The organism is Rhodobacteraceae bacterium S2214 (genome assembly GCA_025141675.1).
Lineage (GTDB): Bacteria > Pseudomonadota > Alphaproteobacteria > Rhodobacterales > Rhodobacteraceae > Yoonia.
In genome coordinates this window covers 720,869-738,892 of record CP081161.1, presented here as the reverse complement: position 1 = coordinate 738,892, position 18,024 = coordinate 720,869, and the positions used below count along the sequence as shown (strand labels likewise).

Sequence of the window (18,024 nt, the reverse complement as noted above, 5' to 3'; positions counted from 1 at the left end):
AATCACACAGGCCGCATCGCCCACGCGGCCTGTTCATCCGTCTCTACGGCACAAGGGCGGACATCACGCAAAACGGACAACGCATCCGGCACCCCCATCACATGCATCACCCGCAAAACCGCCATGCCGGACCGTCCACATCCGCCCATGCAATGAAACAAAACGCGCCCGCCACCGCGAATAACCGCGACACTCTGGGCGATCACTCCATCCAAAGCACCGTCATCGGGCACACCAAAATCCACGACAGGCACATGGGCCCAACGCGCAAACTGCGCAGCAAAAGTTGCGGTCGCCCCTTCGTGCAGCTCTGTCAGCGATACAAATAGATCCGGTTCCCACGCCTTCACCAACGCGACGTCCTGTTCGAACATTGGCATCGGGCAAAGCGCTACAACTCCGCCACCGACAGCAATCTCGTAAATCTCAAATCCCATCTTCGCCCCGCTAGCGGTAGACGCCGCCCGCCCTAACGCATAGTTTGACGCAAACACCCGAACCCCGAAAGCCCGCAAATGTCTGACGCCCCCGCTTATCAGGTCCTCGCCCGCAAATACCGGCCAGAGACCTTTGTCGATCTTGTCGGCCAAGACGCCATGGTCCGCACGCTGAAAAACGCGTTTGCAGCGGACCGGATCGCGCAGGCCTTCATCATGACAGGGATCAGGGGGACAGGTAAAACCACCACCGCGCGGATCATCGCCAAAGGCATGAACTGCATCGGGCCAGACGGCAACGGCGGGCCAACGACGGAACCTTGCGGCGAATGCGAACATTGCACCGCGATCATGGAAGGGCGGCACGTCGACGTCATGGAAATGGACGCTGCATCGCGGACAGGCGTCGGTGACATCCGTGAGATTATCGATTCTGTGCATTATCGCGCGGCCTCTGCCCGCTATAAGATCTACATCATCGATGAGGTCCACATGCTGTCCAAGAACGCGTTTAACGCGCTTCTGAAGACGCTCGAAGAACCACCCGCGCACGTCAAATTCATCTTTGCGACCACCGAAATCCGGCAGGTCCCCGTGACGGTGCTGTCACGTTGCCAGCGCTTTGACCTGCGGCGGATCGAACCCGAAGTCATGATCGCGCTGATGCAAAAGATCGCAAAGGCGGAAGGCGCTGAAATCCACGACGACGCGCTTGCGTTGATCACCCGTGCCGCCGAAGGGTCAGCACGCGATGCGACGTCTTTGCTCGACCAAGCGATTTCCCACGGCGCTGGCGAAACAACCGCCGATCAGGTTCGCGCAATGCTGGGCCTTGCCGACCGTGGGCGTGTGCTTGACCTGTTCGACATGATCCTGCGCGGCGAAGCGGCGGCTGCCCTGACCGAACTGTCCGCGCAATACGCCGACGGTGCCGATCCGCTCGCGATCCTGCGCGACCTCGCCGAGATCACCCATTGGATCAGCGTGATCAAGATCACGCCGGACGCGGCAGACGACCCCACAATCAGTCCCGATGAACGGACCCGCGGCCAAGCAATGGCAGACCAACTGCCCATGCGCGTGATGACGCGGATGTGGCAGATGTTGCTCAAAGCCTTGGAAGAGGTCGCAGCGGCACCCAACGCGATGATGGCGTCCGAAATGGCCGTGATCCGACTGACGCACGTGGCCGACCTGCCAACGCCCGACGAACTGGTGCGCAAACTCAAAGACGCGACACCACCAACGGGCGGCCCCACAGGCGGCGGACGCCCTGCCCCGCAAGGCGGCGGAACCACAAACGCGATGGGCAGCACGCCCGTACCAACGCACAGCGGACCGTCCGGTCCATCGGCATCTGGTGCGCAAACCGCGGTGGCCTTGGCCGAAGACGCGCTGCAGCACTACGCACGCTTCGAAGATGTCGTAGACCTGATCCGGCGGCATCGCGACGTGAAACTGCTGGTGGAAGTCGAAACAGGCATCCGTTTGGTGGCCTACCAACCCGGCCGGATTGAAGTGCAACCAACGGCAGATGCATCCACCGATTTGGTCGGCAGGTTGGGGTCACGATTGCAGGCATGGACAGGCAATCGCTGGGTGATCACTGTCCGCGACGAAGGCGGGGCAGAAACCATCGCGGAAATCCGCGACGCGGCCGAAAACGCGATCAAAGCGGAAGCAGCGGCACACCCGCTTGTGCAGGCGGTCATCGCGGCATTCCCGAAGGCCAAAATCACCGACATCCGGACCGAAGCGGAAAAAACGCAAGACGCATTTACAGATGCGTTGCCAGAAGTCGATGATGAATGGGACCCATTCGACGACGAATGAGCCCCGTCAGGTCGGCTTAGTTTGTTGGCCAAGCATCCGGATCAATGTGACCAAGCACAGTGAAACTGTCGCCTTCTGGACGCACAACATATGCGACACCCTGCGGTTCGGGATAGATACCTGTCGCAGCTTCAAACGGGTCGTCGTGGCCAACCACAACGCGATTTCCCTCTGCCACGACTTCGGTCAGAAACGGCAATACATTTTCACGCATTTGCGCGATATCCGCGTCAGAATAATCCTCTGCCTTTGCGAAATGCAGCGCTTCATCCGTGTGATAATGACCAAATGCCAGATCAGCAGTCTGCCACGCACGGCAATACCCACTGCTGACAACGCCACCGACCGGAACCTCTAACGCGTGCACCGCGGCGCCAATACCTTTGGCTTCTGACCAGCCTTCTGCGCTCAGCACGCGTTGGGTCGCACAATCACCCATCACAGCATGAACCTGATCCGCATAATCGCTTTCCGTCGTGGCGTGCCGCACATAGATCACCAATCCGCCTTCCTGAAGTGCCGCGACGAGGTCTTGAGGTGATGCATCTTGGGCGGTTGCCCCCGACGATACACATAACAGCGCCACGACTGATGCGGCGCGCGGCAGATGGCTAAAAAGAGTAAGTGACATGGGATTTCCTTTTCCTGAGTGATTCTGTCGGAATAAGGGTTAACCGACTCTTTTAGTCGGATACAAGCCCCGACTTGTTACCACCCCGCAAAAGACCTATTTAAAAACGAACACGCACAAAGGGATGATAAAATGCTCAAAGGGCTTGGTGGCCTTGGTGATATGGCCAAGATGATGAAATCCGCGCAGGAAATGCAGGGCAAAATGGCCCAGATGCAAGAAGACCTCGAAAACATGATGGTCACGGGCGAAAGCGGTGCAGGTCTTGTGAAAGCAACGGCAACAGCTAAGGGCGAGCTGAAGGCGCTCGACATTGATCCGTCGATTTTTGATCCGAACGAAAAAGAAGTCGTCGAAGATCTGATCCTTGCGGCAATCAAAGACGCGCAACAAAAGGCTGGCGAACGGGCACAGTCCGAAATGCAGAAAATGACCGAAAGCCTTGGCTTGCCGCCGGGCATGAACCTGCCGTTCTAAGTGCCAATTTTTCGCCCAAAATTCGGGGGCCGCACGTGACCAGTGGCACCGATGATCTTGAAAACCTGATCACGCTGCTCGCCAAGCTGCCCGGTCTTGGACCGCGGTCTGCGCGGCGGGCCGTGTTGCATCTGGTCAAAAAGCGTAGCCTGCAATTGATCCCGCTGGCCGAAGCCATGCACCGCGTGGGTGCTACCGCCCGCGAATGCCTGAACTGCGGGAACATTGGCACGACCGACGTCTGCGATATCTGCGAAAGCGAAAAACGGGCGATCGGTCAGATTTGCGTCGTCGAAGACGTGGCCGATCTGTGGGCGATGGAACGCAGCCAGACCTTCAAAGGCCGCTATCACGTGCTCGGCGGGACCCTGTCCGCGCTTGATGCCGTGGGGCCGGAAGAACTACGCATCCCCAAACTAATCGACCGGATCAAATCCGAAAACGTAACCGAGGTGATTCTCGCGCTTGGTGCCACCATCGACGGGCAAACCACCGCGCATTACATCGCGGACCAACTGCCCGGCATCACTGTCACGTCATTGGCGCAAGGCGTGCCCGTGGGCGGCGAACTGGACTACCTCGACGACGGTACAATTACCGCCGCCTTGAATGCGCGCCGCAGCATTTAACCCGCCATGCCGCCCGCGCAGACTTTTGGCGAAAACAACAGACCGCCAACCCATCCCATGCGGCCATCGCCCATATCAATGAACTCCATCCCATCCACGGTGATGTAACCAAAATCAATATTATCACCGGGCATGATTTCACCAAAAAACGCCGTATCCGGATGCCGCCCCGCTGTCATCAACAGCGCAGGCCCGTCGTATCCCAAACACGCGCTTTCATAACCAGTCCGCACCGGCAGATCAGCCAATGCACGGCGTTGATCCACATAATCAACATCAAGCGACTGGCGGGACGTATCCACCGCGCAACTGAATTCGTCTTCGACTTCCCGCACTTGCGCGACGATCAATTCGTCTTCCGCGCTCAGTTTCGGCGAAGACGTGGTGCAATCACTGTTATCAAAAACAGACTTGCCCAATTCAGACCCGAAACAATACCCACCGCGATCAAAGACCGTATTGCGGGTCAGCCAAAGTTCGTCGCAAAGCGCATCAGCGACCGCTGTCACCGGGGTCAAAGTCAAAAATATAGCCGTCAAAAAACGCATCAAAATCTCCTAAATTATCCAATCCAGATTAGGCGATGAACGGATGCAGGCTCAAACGAAAAATCCCGGCGCAAAGGCCGGGATTTCCATACTTTTTTACGAAGGTGACGCAGACTTTAGTCTTCGTCTTTTTCGTCCGCATCATCTGGCAGGTTAAAGAAGCTATCCGCATCGGACACGTCCATATCTGCAGACTTCGTCTCCAGATCGTCCGCATCGTCTTCAGCCAGTGAAAATGTCTCAAGACCGGCAATCGCGCTCGGCATCTTCGGCTCGGCAGGCATACCAAGGGATTGTTCGGTGCTGACCAACTTGCGGCGCTCGTCATCAGACATCGCGCTGCCTTCTTTGGCGGCTTTGGCGTTGGCTTTCTGAACAGCCATGTCCAACTCGCCCTGCTTACACATACCCAACGCAACCGGATCAATCGGATCAATGTTGGAAATGTTCCAGTGCGTGCGTTCGCGGATCGCCTGAATGGTTGGCTTTGTTGTGCCGACCAGCTTGGAAATCTGACCATCGGAAAGCTCTGGGTGGAACTTCACCAACCACAAAATCGACGCAGGACGATCCTGACGCTTGGACAGCGGCGTGTAACGTGGACCGCGGCGTTTTTCTTCGCCTTGGGCGGCTTTGTAGAACTTCAACTTCAGCTTATGCAGCGGGTTCGCCTCGGCCTTGTCGATTTCTTCTTGGGTCAGTTGGTTGTTCGCAATCGGGTCAAAACCCTTCACGCCAGTTGCCACATCACCATCCGCGATTCCCTGTACTTCCAGCTCGTGGAAGCCACAGAAATCAGCTATCTGCTTGAACGTCATTGTGGTATTGTCACACAGCCAAACTGCTGTGGCTTTTGCCATAATCGGTTTATCGGACATCAAATGTCTCCTCATCAAAATGACAAGCCTTTCCCGCGCCCTTGAAGGGGCTGACCGCTTGGGCCGGGTTCGCATTGTCGGGGAACTTGAAGCCTATATAAGGATGCCAAGCAATTTAGGGAAGATCAAAATGTGGCGGATGGTTTTAGGGCTTTTGACCTGGGCTGGTATGGCATCGGCACAGGACACTGCCGGTGAATTTGATTACTACGTTTTGTCCCTGTCTTGGTCCGCAAACTGGTGCGCCTATGAAGGCGACGACCGCGATTCCCCGCAATGTGATCCCGCGCGCGATCACGGCTGGGTCCTGCACGGTCTGTGGCCGCAATATGAACGCGGCTATCCCGCCGATTGCCGGACATCATTCCGCCCGCCATCACGTGGGCAAACCGGCGACATGGCCGACATCATGGGAACATCGGGGCTGGCTTGGCACCAGTGGAACAAACACGGGGTCTGCACAGGTCTCGATTCCGAAGATTACTATGCCCTGTCCCGCGTCGCCTACGACAAAGTCACACGGCCCGAAGTCCTACGCAAACTCACCGATCCCGTGACCTTGCCCGCATCCCTGATCGAAGAGGCATTCATCCAGTCGAACCCGACGCTCGAACCCGACCAAATCACAATCACCTGCCGCCAAGGTTACATCCAAGAAGCACGCATCTGCCTCACCCGAGACCTCGAATTCCGCGACTGCGGGACCGACGTAATCCGCGACTGCACCATGCAAAGCGCGCAATTTGAACCGATGCGGTAGTTGCGGCCGACGTTCATCAACAGCACTTTCAGTCACACAGCTCCGTCAGAACCTCTGCCGCGATCTGGAATGACTTCACCCGTTCTGCGTTATCATGGATCATCCCTGTCACCATGATTTCATCCGGTTGGTAGGTATCAATCAAGCCAGCCAACTGCGTTTTCACGGACGCAGCCGATCCTGTAGCAGAACAGGACAACGCATGTTTTACACCCGTCAGAATTTGACCGGGCACCTGCGCCGCTAAATCACGCACCGGATACGGCAGCTTTCCGGGTTTCCCCATATGCAGGTTCGCAAAGGCCAAATACTGCGACGACCGCAGATATTCCGCCTCTGCATCCGTTTGCGCGGCACAAACACCCGCCGCCATCATCGCGTAAGGCTTTTCCAAATACGCCGATGGCTTGAATGACGACCGGTAAACTTGCAACGCCTGCCCCAACAGATCCGGGGCAAAATGCGACGCAAAGGCGTATGGCAATCCCAGATGGGCGGCCAGTTGCGCACCATACAAACTGGACCCCAACACCCAGACAGGCACATCTGTCCCTGCCCCTGGAACAGCGCGAACCGATGCCTGATCCGGCACGTCACCAAAGTAGCCGATCAATTCCTGCACATCCTGTGGAAAGGTATCATCAGGGGCCATGTGACGGCGCAAAGCACGGGCCGTCGCCATGTCCGTTCCGGGCGCACGCCCGACACCCAGATCAATCCTGTCGGGATACAAGGTGGCTAGCGTGCCGAATTGTTCGGCGATGACCAAAGGCGCATGATTTGGCAGCATGATACCGCCTGCGCCGACACGTATCGTCTTAGTCGCGCCCGCCACGTGACCAATCACGACCGACGTTGCAGCGCTTGCGATACCTTGCATGTTGTGATGTTCCGCCAGCCAATAACGATGATATCCCGCAGCTTCTGCAGCTTGGGCTAGCGCGACCGTGTTAGCGAGCGCATCTGCGGCCGTTTTGCCTTCGGGGACTGGCGAAAGATCAAGTAACGAAAATGTCTGCATAAGTGTGCTCCTTGACCGAACACCTAAGCAGCCATCGCGCCCAAACCAAGATCACCAAAGGTCAGGCAGAGACGTTTTTCTGGGTCGTCCCCCGACACTAGTTTGACTGGATCAGTTTCGCGCGACGCTGGCGCCTTATAGGCCTGTCACCAATCCCGCCCATCCGGATATTCCGCTGGTCCTTTAATCTCTAGCTTGTTCCCAAAGGGGTCGAAAATATAGAATGAGAGGCCGACACCTCTGGCACCGCCATGGGTGGCTTCACGGTCGATTTCCACACCATGCGCCGCTAAATGCGCCCGCATTGCGTCGGGCTGAAACGGCGATGTCGCGATGCACAGGTGATCCACATTTCGACCGCCCTTTACTGGCGGAACAGCGCTCGCCGCACCCGGATGCGTGGTGTCCCACAGCACAATCAACGCGGCACCTGCCCAAACCTGTTCCATCCCCAACGTCGGATAGGAATACCCCGGAACACAGCCCAAAACGTCCTGATAAAACGCAAGCGCCTTGGGCATGTCATCCACGATGAACACCACATGATCGATCCCGACTAGGCTGAACGGCGGGGTTGTCATGCGACGTCCCATGTCGGGCACCACGGCCCGTCGACCAACCGCATATCTTTATTCAAACCTGCAATCTCGGCACGTTCCGCATCGGTCAAAACGATATCACCGGCGGCAAGGTTTTCCGCAATCCGGTCACGGCTGCCCGCCGATGGAATGATGATATGGCCCTCTGATAGCAGCCACGCCAACGCAATCTGCGAAGCCGTGGCACCGTGTGCCGCACCAATGCGTTGCAACACAGGATCATCCAGCACGGCACCGCGCGCCAACGGCGAATAAGCCGTCATCGGGATGCCCTTTGACCGACAATCTGACACGATTGGCGTGTTGTGCAGGTAAACATGCAGCTCCACCTGATTGGTGAAAATCGGACGATCCCCCAGTAAATCCATTGCTTTCGCAATGTAGGGCTTCGTGAAGTTCGACACCCCGATATTGCGACACAAACCGGCGTCATAAACGGCAGCCAGCTGCGCCATGTAATCTGCGATATCGTATTCATCTTTGATCGACGGATAGTGCAGCAACAACAGATCAACAGGACCAACGCCCAACTTTTCGAGCGACGCATCAACATGCGGCCTGATCTGACCGGGACCAAAGCTTTCCGGTGCGACCTTCGTTGTCACCCACAGATCATCACGGGCAACACCGTGATCAGCAATCGCGCGGCCGACGTGTTCTTCGTTCTCGTACCCTTCAGCACAATCCAGATGACGATACCCGACATCAAGCGCTGTCAGGGTCCCGTCATAGGCCGCATCGCCCAAGCGATTCCATGTCCCGTATCCAATGCGCGGTATCGTATTGAGCATCCGGCTCTCCTCCTCATTTGGAGAAAAGCTAACCCAACTAAAACGATTACGCTAGGACAAAGATCGCCTAACTCAGGCGATCCCCAAGATCCAAACCACGCAGCACATCCGCCGCATCCATTGGTTTTTTGCCGGGGCGTTGGGCGCGGGTGATGCGGACCGCACCTGTCGCACATGCAACGTCGAAACCTTGCAATACAGTGCCCGGTGCTGCAACGCCGTCGATGACCTCTGCGACATGCAGCTTCACACGTTCACCATCCACATCGCACCACGCGCCCGGAAACGGTGACAACCCGCAAATGTGGTTCGCAACCTCGGCGGCAGGACGATCCCAATCGACGCGCGCCTCCGCCTTGTCGATCTTGGCGGCATAGGTCACGCCGTCTTCCGGCTGCGTCTCGGGCGTCAATTCGGGCAACCGATCCAACGCCTCGACCACCAACGCAGCCCCCATTGCTGACAATCTGTCATGTAGCTGACCCGTTGTTTCAGCTGGCGCAATCGGCGTGGCTTGGCGCAGCAGAACAGGGCCGGTATCCAGCCCTGCTTCCATCTGCATAATGCACACGCCAGTCGCGGCATCCCCAGCCATAATCGCACGGTGGATCGGGGCCGCACCCCGCCAACGCGGCAACAAAGACGCGTGGATATTCAAGCAGCCATGGGTTGGCGTATCCAAAATCACCTGCGGCAGGATCAAACCATAGGCCACGACAACAGCGATATCGGCGTTGTGACTGTCGAAAACTGCTTGGGCGTCTTCATTGCGCACAGACACCGGATGATGGACAGGCAGACCCAACGCCTCGGCCCGTGCTTGCACGGGCGACGGACGATCCTTCTTTCCGCGCCCAGCTGGCCGCGGCGGTTGTGAATAGACGGCAACCACATCGTGGCCAGCATCAACCAAAGCATCCAGAACAGGCACCGAAAAATCGGGCGTCCCCATAAAGATCACTCGCATTGGTATCCCTTTCATCTATTCGGAAAACGCATCACCGGCCCGCTTTGCGTGCCTTCCGTAGCAACATATCGCGCTTTGTCTTGCTCAAACGGTCGAAATACATCTTACCGGCCAAATGGTCGATCTGATGCTGCACCGACGTGGCCCAAAGACCAACAAAGTCGCGATCTTCCATCTCGCCGTCACGGTTCATGAACCGAACGGTCACGGCACGTGGGCGGTTAATCAGCGCAGATTGACCCGGCAAATTCGGCGACGCTTCAGCATGGGGGCGCAGTTCCACCGATGCATGCAGCACTTCCGGGTTCGCCATGCACACGGCTTGGCCGCGTTTTTCGGACGCATCCACGACCGCGAGCCGCTGCATAACCCCCAACTGCACCGCAGCCAGTCCGACACCCGGCATTGCTTCCATCGCGTCGATCATTTCGTCCCAGATCGCGCGGGTTTCATCCGTGACCTCTGTCACATCATCAGCAACCGTGCGGAGCGCCTTGTGCGGCCACATTACAAAAGGTCGGGTCATTGGCGTTTATCCGTAATCAAAATACCGTTCAGATGATCGATCTCGTGCTGCACACAGGCTGCCGAAAAACCGTCAAAGCTGGCCTCAAGAAACCCGCCATCCACATCACGCCAGCGCACAACAACCGACGCAGGGCGCGTCACCTTGATCAGATCGCCTGCAATCGACAGACACCCTTCGGCCAAGGTCGACATTTCTTCGGACGCCGACACGATCTCGGGGTTCACGAAAATCACCGGCTGCGGATCGGCGTCTTTCCACGTGGCGTCCATCACGAACAGACGTTGCAACACGCCAACCTGCGGTGCTGCAATCCCACGGCCATTGGCGGCATACATTGTCGCCAACATGTCCTCGGCCAAGCCGATCAGCGCGTCGTCAAACACCACAATCTCGGCGGCCACCTGCGACAGCACCGGATCGGGCGCTTGCACAATCGGCATCACCGCCATCAGCCGCGCGCCATTTCGCGTTTCAGCTTCTGCATCTTGCGGGTGATCATCTGGCGCTTGAGCGGCTTCAGATAATCAATGAACAATTTGCCATCGAGATGGTCGATCTCGTGCTGGACACATGTCGCCCACAGTTCATCGAACTTCTCGTTCCGTTCTTTGCCGTCAACGTCCTGCCATTTCACTTCGACCGCAGCGGGGCGTTCCACTTCGGCGTATTGATCAGGGATCGACAGACATCCTTCGTCGTAGACGCTGCGTTCGTCGCTTTGCCAGACCACTTCTGGATTGATCAAGACCATAGGTTCGGGCGTGCCGCCTTCTTCCTTCACGCAATCCATGACGATCATCCGCTCGGTGATCCCAATCTGTGGCGCGGCCAGACCAATACCCGGTGCGTGATACATCGTTTCCAGCATATCATCGGCCAGCTTCGCCCGGTCCGTGGAAAAGTCCACAACAGGGGTGCATTTGGCTTTCAGCCGCGGGTCGGGGTGGATCAGGATTTTGCGCAATGTCATGCGCGTCCATCTAGCGTCTCGCCTACCATCCCGCAAGTGTGACCGTTTTCGACTTGCACCCCCTCGCGCGTCAAAGCACGTTACAAAAAAGTCAGTTGCGGAGAGACCAATGAATTTTGACCAGAAAATCGACCGGCGCGGCACCCATTCGGTGAAATGGGATAGCATGGAAGCGATTTACGGCGTCTCCCCTGACGATGGCATCTCTATGTGGGTGGCAGATATGGAATTCCAGCCGCCGCAATGCGTGCAGGATGCCATCAAGAAAATGCACGACCACGGCGTTTACGGCTACTACGGCGACGAAGGCCCGTACAAACACGCGATCTGCTGGTGGATGAAAACACGCCACAACTGGCAGATCGATCCGTCATGGATTTTCACAACGCACGGCTTGGTCAACGGAACAGGGATGTGCGTCGACGCCTACACCAACCCCGGCGATGGTGTGGTTCTGTTCACACCAGTCTACCACGCCTTTGCGCGCGTCATCGCAGCGGCAGGGCGTGAAGTCGTGGAATGTGAACTAGTCAATAACGATGGCCGCTACGAGATGGATTTTGACGCCTACGACGCGCAGATGACCGGCAACGAACGGATGCTGATCCTTTGTTCGCCCCATAACCCTGGTGGGCGCGTCTGGACGCGCGCCGAGTTGGCAGGCGTTGCGGCTTTCGCGAAACGGCACCAGTTGATCCTCGTGTCCGACGAAATCCACCACGATCTGACGATGCCCGGCCACACCCACATCCCGACGGCGCATATCGACGGGATCGCAGACCGGCTAGTAACAATGACGGCCACGACCAAGACCTTCAACATCGCAGGCAGCCATTCGGGTAATGTGATCATCGAAGACCCGGATTTGCGGGCGCAATTCGGGAAACGCATGGCGGCCCTTGGCCTGTCACCGAACAGCTTTGGCCTGTTCATGGCAACGGCAGCCTATTCACCCGAAGGGGCCGAATGGGTCGACGCGTTGAAAGCATATCTCGACGGCAACCGGCAGGTGTTCGACGCCGGGATCAACGCCATTCCGGGGCTTAGATCAATGCCACTCGATGCGACGTATCTGGCGTGGGTCGACTTTTCGGGCACGGGCATGTCGCGCGAAGAATTCACAGCACGGGTGCAAAACGAAGCAAAGATCGCAGCCAACCACGGCCCGACATTCGGCACTGGCGGCGATAGCTTCCTACGCTTCAATCTCGGCGCACCACGGGCGCAAATCGAAGAGGCAGTCGCCCGCCTTCAGTCCGCGTTCAGCGATCTTCAGTAACTAGCGCGGTAGCAACGCAATCGGCGCATCCTGCTCGCGGACAAAATCCGCGGGCGGACGGTCGGGAATTGTGTTGACCCACTTGAAATCAAACACACGTTCTTGACCGTCCAATTCGGAATCAATCACAAGACATTGGTACAGATGACGCGATCCGTCGTAAATTTCGACACGTCCCCGCAAACGCGGCGACGTTTTCGCATCCAAAGCAAAGCCATTGTCCCACAAACGCAGGATACGATAGACGTCGTCACCGTCGTGAACGCAAAGCCGATCGTTGCGCTTCAGCGATTGTTTACGGGCTTGTTCTAGGCCCTCGCGGACCTCTTGCGGAAACATTTGAAACATCGTGCCGATTCCTTGTCTGGAACCCTAGGATGTACTTCTAATTGTAAATATCAAGTGACGACGTCCGCCGCGCCGCAGCGTAAACCTGCCAAATTGTTCAAGATTTTTCTTTTACCTTCGGGCGCAAGACATGCGGTTTCGCCGCATCATACAACGCAGAATCAGGGAAACCGTGATTATCTGACAACGCAGGACCGACCATAATCAACGCAGTACGCGTGATTTTTGCGGCCCGTACTTTTTCGCGAATATCGGCAAAGGTGCCACGAATGATCAACTGATCCGGCCATGAGGCGCGGTAAATCACGACCACAGGACAGTCTTCGCCATAATAAGGAATCAGTTGGCGTTCGATTTCACGCAGCGCCCTGATCCCCAAATGGATCGCTAATGTTGCCCCCGTGCGGGCGAAATTCTCGAGCGTCTCACCCTCGGGCATCCCTGTCGATTTCATCGACATACGTGTCAAGACGATAGACTGCGCGATCTCAGGCACTGTCAACTCTGTCCCCAAAGCAGCCGCCGCAGCAGCATAAGCAGGCACGCCTGGAATAATCTCGTAAGAAATCCCGTCTTCTTTCAATCGGCGGATCTGTTCCGCAATCGCGCCATACAATGACGGATCACCGGAATGGACACGCGCAACGTCTTCACCACGCGCATGCGCCGCCAAAATCTCCGCATGGGTATCATCCAACGTCATCGGGGCGGTGTCCAAAACACGCGCACCGTCCGGCGCACAACCAACCACCTCAGCAGGCACCAACGACCCCGCATAAAGACACACAGGACATGCGCCAATCACACGCGCAGCTTTCAACGTCAGCAATTCCGGATCACCCGGACCTGCACCAATAAAATAAACAGTCATCTCAAAACTCCATACGGGATGGCGGGAGGGGCGTCGTCCAAAGGACGCGCGTCTCTACGCCAAATCCCCATCAATCTTGCGGGCATAGCCACGCGGCGTGAACATCCGTGGACCCGTCCCCAATTGGGCAAGCCGCGAATGCGACGACCCAACCAGCACAACGGTCAACATATCCACCTCATCGACTTCCAACTCATCCAAGCGGCGGTAGCGGACATGCTCCTCAGGCCGCCCAAGCGACGACGCCAACATGACAGGCGTCTCGGGCGGGCGATGCTGCAACAAAATATCACGCGCCTCAGCCAACAACGTCCTACGCCGCATCGACACCGGATTATAGAACGCGATCACAAAATCGCCCTCGGCAGCGGCTTTCAGACGTTTCACAATATCCTCACGCGGGGTCAGCAAATCACTCAATGAAATCGCACAGAAATCATGTCCCAACGGGGCACCAGCCCGCGCAGCAGCCCCCTGCAACGCAGAAACCCCCGGCGAACAGACAACCTCGACACGGTGCGCTGCATCAGAAACACCCATCTGATCCACCGACCGATCCAGCAATTCGAACACCAACGCGCCCATCGCATAAATGCCTGCATCACCCGAACAGACCAAGGCCACGTTCTTGCCCAACGCTGCCTGTTCCAACGCAAACCGGCACCGATCCTCTTCGCCGCCCAATGGAAAATCAGACCGCTCCTTGCCCACAGCCAACGGCCCCAGCAAATCAATATAAAGCCCGTATCCCACCAATTCCTCAGCTTCAGACACCAGCCGCGATACCTCAGGCGTGCGCCATGCCGCCTGCCCCGGTCCAATACCCACAATCGACAACCGCCCACGCGACCTTCCCTTCAGATCAACCAAGGGGGCAGGTGCCATCGCAATCGCGCAGGTCGCATTCGCCGTCTTGCGCTTCGGATGGGTCAGCACGGCGTCCGCGCCACCTTGCGCCAAGGCCGCAGCCTCAGACACGCCATGCGTACCCACTTCGGCGAAAACCACATCAGATGGATTCGCAAGACGCGGCGTCTCCGATTCCAAAACATCCGCCTCAAACAAACGCATCGGCGCACCAAGCGATGCCGCAAGATCAATAATCGCAGGCTCATCGCCTTTCAGGGTGATTGTATTCACCGAATGGATCGCCTCAGGCGCTAGCCCTGCTTCATCCAAAACCGACTGCACCAATGCAGCCAGTTCCTCAGGCGGACAATTCCGCGCACAACCAACACCCAACGTCAAAACCTGCGGCGCAAACTGCAAATGATCGCCGCCCAAATCCGGCAAAGCAGCCGACGTGCAGGACAACCGCGTGCCATCCTCAGCAAACGGCACCGCATCCAACCATTCAGCACGCACCGACGCGTCCTCAGCCAGCAAAGCACCGCCAGCCGACAACATCCCCGCCATCGCATCCTTTGCGTCATCAGGGTTCACCAAACGCCACCCCGCAGGCGGACTATCCAACGCCACGCCCATCGCCACGTCACCCGCCGTCGTCACAGCAGCGACAGCACCCAGCGCATCAGAAATCTCAGCCGCCAAGCGGTTCGCGCCGCGATGCCCACCCAACAATGGTACAACAACAGCCCCATTATCAGACACAGAAATCACCGGTGGCTCTGTCGTTTTGTCGGCTAACAACGGCGCAACACCGCGGATCAAGATCCCCGACGCACAAACGCCCACAATCGGAACCCCAGCCGCGAACAATTCTCGCGTATGATCCAACGCATGCGCAAAAAACGCATCCGCCTGATCCACACGACCTTCGCGGCCATGCACCTGCGCACCAAGCACCTTTGCCACACGATGGGCCACGGCCTCTCCCGAACGGGAAAGCGCCAAAACAACAGGTTTCACAGCCATGGATCGGCCCCTTTAGTCAGTAATATCATCGAAAAGTAAGGTGCCTTTTCAGGGGCATCCGCCAGCGGCAGCACGATCTGTGTAGGCAAAGTCGCACGTTCCACATAAACAGCGCCGTCCATCAGGCCCAGCGCGTCAATCACGCCTCTGATCTTCACCAAATGACGGCCGACCTTCATAATCACAACGCTCTCAGCGCCCGCGATCCGGTCACGCAACTCGTCCTCAGGCAACGGACCCGGCAGCACAGTCAGCCGTTCATTACGCGCAGCCAACGGCATCCGCGCTGACGCAGCACAGGCCGTCACAGACGTCACGCCCGGCACAACCTGCACGTCAAACCGATCGGCGAGACGCGCGAAAATATACATGAACGACCCGTAGAAAAACGGATCACCTTCGCACAGGCACACCACATCACGGCCAGCCTCCAAAGCCTCCGCAATCGCGGCAGCACCCGCATCATAAGCATCTTGCGCAGGCTGGCGTTCCACAGACATTGGAACATCCATCACGATCTCCACGGCATCCGATTTGATCAAATCGGCCGCGATCGACCGTGCAAAACTCTCGCCACCCGCCAACGTCGGATAGGCCACGATGTCAGCAGCCTCAATCAAGCGCGCAGCCCGCAAAGTCATCAAATCCGGCGCACCTGGCCCCAAGCCAACACCATACAAAGTACCACGGGATGGCGGGAGGGGCGTCGTGCTCGCACGCGCGTCTCCAGTCATCGTTTCACCAAACTCAACTGGGTCACAGGCATCCCCGGGCGCCACCCCGTCAACCGACCCACAGGTTCGGCACGGTGCACCATAAGCTTCACCAAATCACCGCCAAAATCACGGTGCAGCGCGATCAACTCCGCCTCGCTTTCCAAGGTCACAGCATTCGCCACCAGCCGGCCCAAAGGACGCAAAGCCGCCCAAGCAGCATCAAACGTCGCACGGCTCAACCCGCCACCAATGAAAATCGCATCAGGCGCCGCAAGCCCGTCCAACGCGGCAGGCACGGACCCGTCCACCAATTCTAACTTCGGGGTGCCCAGCGCCAGCGCATTCGCACCCGCCATCGCACGCCGATCAGCACGCGGTTCAATCCCGACAGCACGCGCATACCGCGCCGCACGCATCCATTCGATCGCAACGGATCCGCAGCCGCAGCCGATATCCCACAACAGCGCCCCGCGCATCGGCATCAGCTTGGCCACAGTGGCCGCACGAATTTCCTGTTTCGTCATCGTCCCATCGGACTGAAACAAACTATCCGCCAATCCCGGCACACGCGGCAGCAACGCCGCATCAGGGGCCGCGATACATTCAACTGCGAGCGTGTTAAACGCAGGCACCTGGTGATCCCAGCTTTCGGCCACACCATCAAAACGCAACTCGTCTTTACCGCCCATCGCAGCTAACACCGTCAGCTTCGACTGCCCAAAGCCACGTTCGGTCAAAAATGCCGCGATCTGCGCCGGCGTTTGCGCCCCCGTCGTCAGCACCAACAACCGTGCATCCGGCTGGATGAAGGCAATCATCTGCTCCACAGGACGGCCATGCACGGTCAACGTCTCAACATCCGGCAACGACCACCCCATGCGGGCAGACGCCAGCTGGAATGCGGACAGTTGCGGGTGATAGACAATCTCCGCCGGATCAATCGCGCGCCCAATTCGCGCTCCCACAGAAAACCACAGCGGATCGCCAGTGACGAGGATCACGGCACGCTTGCCCCGCAGCCCCTCAATCGTTTCGATCATCGCATCAAAGGGCGTCGGCCACGCGATCCGTTCGGCCTGCACCGCCTCGGCCAACGCGTGATGCCGCTCTCCGCCAAGGATCACTTCAGCCGCTTCCACAACCGCACGGGTCGCAGGCACAAGACCATCAAGTCCGTCTTCGCCAATCCCCACAACATGCAACCAAGGCGTTGTCGTCATACTTTGTCCTCCGGCAGACCAGCAGCCAGCGCATTGACAGCAGCGGACGCCATCGCCGATCCACCCTTTCGTCCACGCAGCGCAATGAAACCACACCCGCGCGGATCAGCGGCAAGCTCTGCCTTGCTTTCGGCAGCGCCAATAAACCCTACAGGAAACCCAAGGATCACCGCAGGTTTCGGCGCCCCCGCATCAATCAACTCAAGCAGATGGAACAGCGCAGTCGGCGCGTTGCCAATCGCCACAACAGCCCCGTCCAGATGATCAGCCCACAGTTCAACCGCGGCAGCAGAACGCGTATTCCCGATATCCTTCGCACGATCCGGCACAGACGGATCATTCAACGTCACAATCACATCGTTATCCGCAGGCAAATACCGACGAATAATCCCTGCACCAACCATTTCGCAGTCACACAACACAGGCTTGCCTGCTTTCAATGCGTCATGACCTCGAACCGCGGCATCAGGCGAAAACGCCAAACGATCCGCAATCTCCACCATGCCGCAGCTATGGATCAACCGCGTGACAACAGGCTGCATTGCAGGGGCAAAGCGATCGAGCTTTGCCTCGCGCCGCACGGTCGCAAAGCTGGCCGCATAAATAGCACTGGGATCTTTTTCATACGGTCGCACTGGCTGGCCT

General features: G+C 57.8%; 22 protein-coding genes. 5 read left to right on the top strand and 17 right to left on the bottom strand.

All coding sequences use genetic code 11. The features are described 5' to 3' along the window. Positions 1-2: 2 nt before the first annotated feature. Entirely contained in the window at positions 3-437 is a 435-nt protein-coding gene (locus K3729_03595; GenBank protein UWQ99891.1) for a protein phosphatase, read from the bottom strand. Between the two features lie 78 nt (positions 438-515). On the opposite strand from K3729_03595, the gene K3729_03590 reads away from it, so the two are divergent. Beyond that, the gene (locus K3729_03590; GenBank protein UWQ99890.1) at positions 516-2,270 is read left to right on the top strand and encodes a DNA polymerase III subunit gamma/tau; all 1,755 of its coding nucleotides are present in this window, start codon (positions 516-518) and stop codon (positions 2,268-2,270) included. Positions 2,271-2,286: 16 nt separating this feature from the next. On the opposite strand, the gene K3729_03585 is transcribed toward K3729_03590, so the two are convergent. Continuing rightward, positions 2,287-2,901, bottom strand: coding sequence for a hypothetical protein (locus tag K3729_03585; protein ID UWQ99889.1), 615 nt, complete (start codon positions 2,899-2,901; stop codon positions 2,287-2,289). A 132-nt stretch (positions 2,902-3,033) separates the two neighbouring features. Between K3729_03585 and K3729_03580 the strand changes: the two genes are divergently transcribed. Further along, positions 3,034-3,378 (top strand): YbaB/EbfC family nucleoid-associated protein, encoded by a 345-nt coding sequence (locus K3729_03580; protein UWQ99888.1) that lies wholly within the window; start codon positions 3,034-3,036, stop codon positions 3,376-3,378. A gap of 35 nt (positions 3,379-3,413) precedes the next feature. Beyond that, complete coding sequence (gene recR, locus K3729_03575) at positions 3,414-4,007, top strand: recombination mediator RecR (protein ID UWQ99887.1); 594 nt, start codon at positions 3,414-3,416, stop codon at positions 4,005-4,007. Here recR and K3729_03570 read toward each other — a convergent pair. Both K3729_03570 and K3729_03565 read right to left on the bottom strand, forming a co-directional pair. Then, positions 4,004-4,555, bottom strand: a complete 552-nt coding sequence (locus K3729_03570) for a DUF4453 domain-containing protein (GenBank protein UWQ99886.1) — start codon at positions 4,553-4,555, stop codon at positions 4,004-4,006. The genes recR and K3729_03570 overlap by 4 nt on opposite strands. Positions 4,556-4,671: 116 nt before the next feature. After that, entirely contained in the window at positions 4,672-5,433 is a 762-nt protein-coding gene (locus K3729_03565; GenBank protein ID UWQ99885.1) for a DUF1013 domain-containing protein, read from the bottom strand. 130 nt (positions 5,434-5,563) lie between these two features. Between K3729_03565 and K3729_03560 the strand changes: the two genes are divergently transcribed. Continuing rightward, the gene (locus tag K3729_03560; protein ID UWQ99884.1) at positions 5,564-6,193 is read left to right on the top strand and encodes a ribonuclease T2; all 630 of its coding nucleotides are present in this window, start codon (positions 5,564-5,566) and stop codon (positions 6,191-6,193) included. Between the two features lie 28 nt (positions 6,194-6,221). Here K3729_03560 and K3729_03555 read toward each other — a convergent pair whose 3' ends face one another. The 7 genes from K3729_03555 to def (K3729_03525) all read right to left on the bottom strand — a co-directional run bounded on the left by K3729_03555 (position 6,222) and on the right by def (K3729_03525) (position 11,070). Beyond that, positions 6,222-7,214 (bottom strand): LLM class flavin-dependent oxidoreductase, encoded by a 993-nt coding sequence (locus tag K3729_03555; GenBank protein ID UWQ99883.1) that lies wholly within the window; start codon positions 7,212-7,214, stop codon positions 6,222-6,224. A 146-nt stretch (positions 7,215-7,360) separates the two neighbouring features. Next, positions 7,361-7,807, bottom strand: coding sequence for a VOC family protein (locus K3729_03550; protein UWQ99882.1), 447 nt, complete (start codon positions 7,805-7,807; stop codon positions 7,361-7,363). Next, complete coding sequence (locus K3729_03545) at positions 7,792-8,604, bottom strand: aldo/keto reductase (protein ID UWQ99881.1); 813 nt, start codon at positions 8,602-8,604, stop codon at positions 7,792-7,794. Before K3729_03545 ends, K3729_03550 begins: the two co-directional genes overlap by 16 nt. Positions 8,605-8,671: 67 nt before the next feature. Beyond that, positions 8,672-9,571, bottom strand: a complete 900-nt coding sequence (gene fmt / locus K3729_03540; protein UWQ99880.1) for a methionyl-tRNA formyltransferase — start codon at positions 9,569-9,571, stop codon at positions 8,672-8,674. A gap of 31 nt (positions 9,572-9,602) precedes the next feature. Further along, complete coding sequence (gene def, locus K3729_03535; protein UWQ99879.1) at positions 9,603-10,097, bottom strand: peptide deformylase; 495 nt, start codon at positions 10,095-10,097, stop codon at positions 9,603-9,605. Then, the gene (gene def / locus K3729_03530; GenBank protein UWQ99878.1) at positions 10,094-10,549 is read right to left on the bottom strand and encodes a peptide deformylase; all 456 of its coding nucleotides are present in this window, start codon (positions 10,547-10,549) and stop codon (positions 10,094-10,096) included. The genes def (K3729_03535) and def (K3729_03530) overlap by 4 nt, the downstream gene beginning before the upstream one ends. Further along, positions 10,549-11,070 (bottom strand): peptide deformylase, encoded by a 522-nt coding sequence (def, locus tag K3729_03525; protein ID UWQ99877.1) that lies wholly within the window; start codon positions 11,068-11,070, stop codon positions 10,549-10,551. Before def (K3729_03525) ends, def (K3729_03530) begins: the two co-directional genes overlap by 1 nt. A 109-nt stretch (positions 11,071-11,179) precedes the next feature. Here def (K3729_03525) and K3729_03520 point away from each other — a divergent pair, with 109 nt between their 5' ends. After that, positions 11,180-12,349 carry a pyridoxal phosphate-dependent aminotransferase gene (locus K3729_03520; protein ID UWQ99876.1) on the top strand — a complete coding sequence of 390 codons (1,170 nt, stop codon included), beginning with the start codon at positions 11,180-11,182 and terminating at the stop codon, positions 12,347-12,349. Here K3729_03520 and K3729_03515 read toward each other — a convergent pair whose 3' ends face one another. From K3729_03515 to K3729_03490, 6 genes are all read right to left on the bottom strand, one after another. Next, a complete protein-coding gene (locus K3729_03515; protein UWQ99875.1) occupies positions 12,350-12,697 on the bottom strand; it encodes a hypothetical protein in 348 nt (115 codons plus the stop codon). It abuts the gene before it with no gap. A gap of 97 nt (positions 12,698-12,794) precedes the next feature. Further along, positions 12,795-13,568, bottom strand: coding sequence for a precorrin-4 C(11)-methyltransferase (gene cobM, locus K3729_03510; GenBank protein ID UWQ99874.1), 774 nt, complete (start codon positions 13,566-13,568; stop codon positions 12,795-12,797). A 54-nt stretch (positions 13,569-13,622) separates the two neighbouring features. Further along, on the bottom strand, positions 13,623-15,443 hold the full coding sequence (gene cobJ / locus K3729_03505; GenBank protein ID UWQ99873.1) for a precorrin-3B C(17)-methyltransferase: 1,821 nt from the start codon (positions 15,441-15,443) through the stop codon (positions 13,623-13,625). Further along, positions 15,434-16,177, bottom strand: a complete 744-nt coding sequence (gene cobI, locus K3729_03500) for a precorrin-2 C(20)-methyltransferase (GenBank protein UWQ99872.1) — start codon at positions 16,175-16,177, stop codon at positions 15,434-15,436. Before cobI ends, cobJ begins: the two co-directional genes overlap by 10 nt. Continuing rightward, the gene (cbiE, locus tag K3729_03495) at positions 16,174-17,379 is read right to left on the bottom strand and encodes a precorrin-6y C5,15-methyltransferase (decarboxylating) subunit CbiE (protein UWQ99871.1); all 1,206 of its coding nucleotides are present in this window, start codon (positions 17,377-17,379) and stop codon (positions 16,174-16,176) included. The genes cobI and cbiE overlap by 4 nt, the downstream gene beginning before the upstream one ends. Then, positions 17,376-18,014, bottom strand: a complete 639-nt coding sequence (locus tag K3729_03490) for a precorrin-8X methylmutase (protein ID UWQ99870.1) — start codon at positions 18,012-18,014, stop codon at positions 17,376-17,378. Before K3729_03490 ends, cbiE begins: the two co-directional genes overlap by 4 nt. Positions 18,015-18,024 lie beyond the last annotated feature (10 nt).

What these genes read in the sequence shown, in the direction of transcription:
- K3729_03595 (UWQ99891.1), bottom strand. Translation starts at nt 437, where the DNA reads ATGGGATTTGAGATTTACGAGATTGCTGTCGGTGGCGGAGTTGTAGCG.
- K3729_03590 (UWQ99890.1), top strand. Translation starts at nt 516, where the DNA reads ATGTCTGACGCCCCCGCTTATCAGGTCCTCGCCCGCAAATACCGGCCA.
- K3729_03585 (UWQ99889.1), bottom strand. Translation starts at nt 2,901, where the DNA reads ATGTCACTTACTCTTTTTAGCCATCTGCCGCGCGCCGCATCAGTCGTG.
- K3729_03580 (UWQ99888.1), top strand. Translation starts at nt 3,034, where the DNA reads ATGCTCAAAGGGCTTGGTGGCCTTGGTGATATGGCCAAGATGATGAAA.
- K3729_03570 (UWQ99886.1), bottom strand. Translation starts at nt 4,555, where the DNA reads ATGCGTTTTTTGACGGCTATATTTTTGACTTTGACCCCGGTGACAGCG.
- K3729_03565 (UWQ99885.1), bottom strand. Translation starts at nt 5,433, where the DNA reads ATGTCCGATAAACCGATTATGGCAAAAGCCACAGCAGTTTGGCTGTGT.
- K3729_03560 (UWQ99884.1), top strand. Translation starts at nt 5,564, where the DNA reads ATGTGGCGGATGGTTTTAGGGCTTTTGACCTGGGCTGGTATGGCATCG.
- K3729_03555 (UWQ99883.1), bottom strand. Translation starts at nt 7,214, where the DNA reads ATGCAGACATTTTCGTTACTTGATCTTTCGCCAGTCCCCGAAGGCAAA.
- K3729_03550 (UWQ99882.1), bottom strand. Translation starts at nt 7,807, where the DNA reads ATGGGACGTCGCATGACAACCCCGCCGTTCAGCCTAGTCGGGATCGAT.
- K3729_03545 (UWQ99881.1), bottom strand. Translation starts at nt 8,604, where the DNA reads ATGCTCAATACGATACCGCGCATTGGATACGGGACATGGAATCGCTTG.
- fmt (UWQ99880.1), bottom strand. Translation starts at nt 9,571, where the DNA reads ATGCGAGTGATCTTTATGGGGACGCCCGATTTTTCGGTGCCTGTTCTG.
- def (UWQ99879.1), bottom strand. Translation starts at nt 10,097, where the DNA reads ATGACCCGACCTTTTGTAATGTGGCCGCACAAGGCGCTCCGCACGGTT.
- def (UWQ99878.1), bottom strand. Translation starts at nt 10,549, where the DNA reads ATGGCGGTGATGCCGATTGTGCAAGCGCCCGATCCGGTGCTGTCGCAG.
- def (UWQ99877.1), bottom strand. Translation starts at nt 11,070, where the DNA reads ATGACATTGCGCAAAATCCTGATCCACCCCGACCCGCGGCTGAAAGCC.
- K3729_03520 (UWQ99876.1), top strand. Translation starts at nt 11,180, where the DNA reads ATGAATTTTGACCAGAAAATCGACCGGCGCGGCACCCATTCGGTGAAA.
- K3729_03515 (UWQ99875.1), bottom strand. Translation starts at nt 12,697, where the DNA reads ATGTTTCAAATGTTTCCGCAAGAGGTCCGCGAGGGCCTAGAACAAGCC.
- cobM (UWQ99874.1), bottom strand. Translation starts at nt 13,568, where the DNA reads ATGACTGTTTATTTTATTGGTGCAGGTCCGGGTGATCCGGAATTGCTG.
- cobJ (UWQ99873.1), bottom strand. Translation starts at nt 15,443, where the DNA reads ATGGCTGTGAAACCTGTTGTTTTGGCGCTTTCCCGTTCGGGAGAGGCC.
- cobI (UWQ99872.1), bottom strand. Translation starts at nt 16,177, where the DNA reads ATGACTGGAGACGCGCGTGCGAGCACGACGCCCCTCCCGCCATCCCGT.
- cbiE (UWQ99871.1), bottom strand. Translation starts at nt 17,379, where the DNA reads ATGACGACAACGCCTTGGTTGCATGTTGTGGGGATTGGCGAAGACGGA.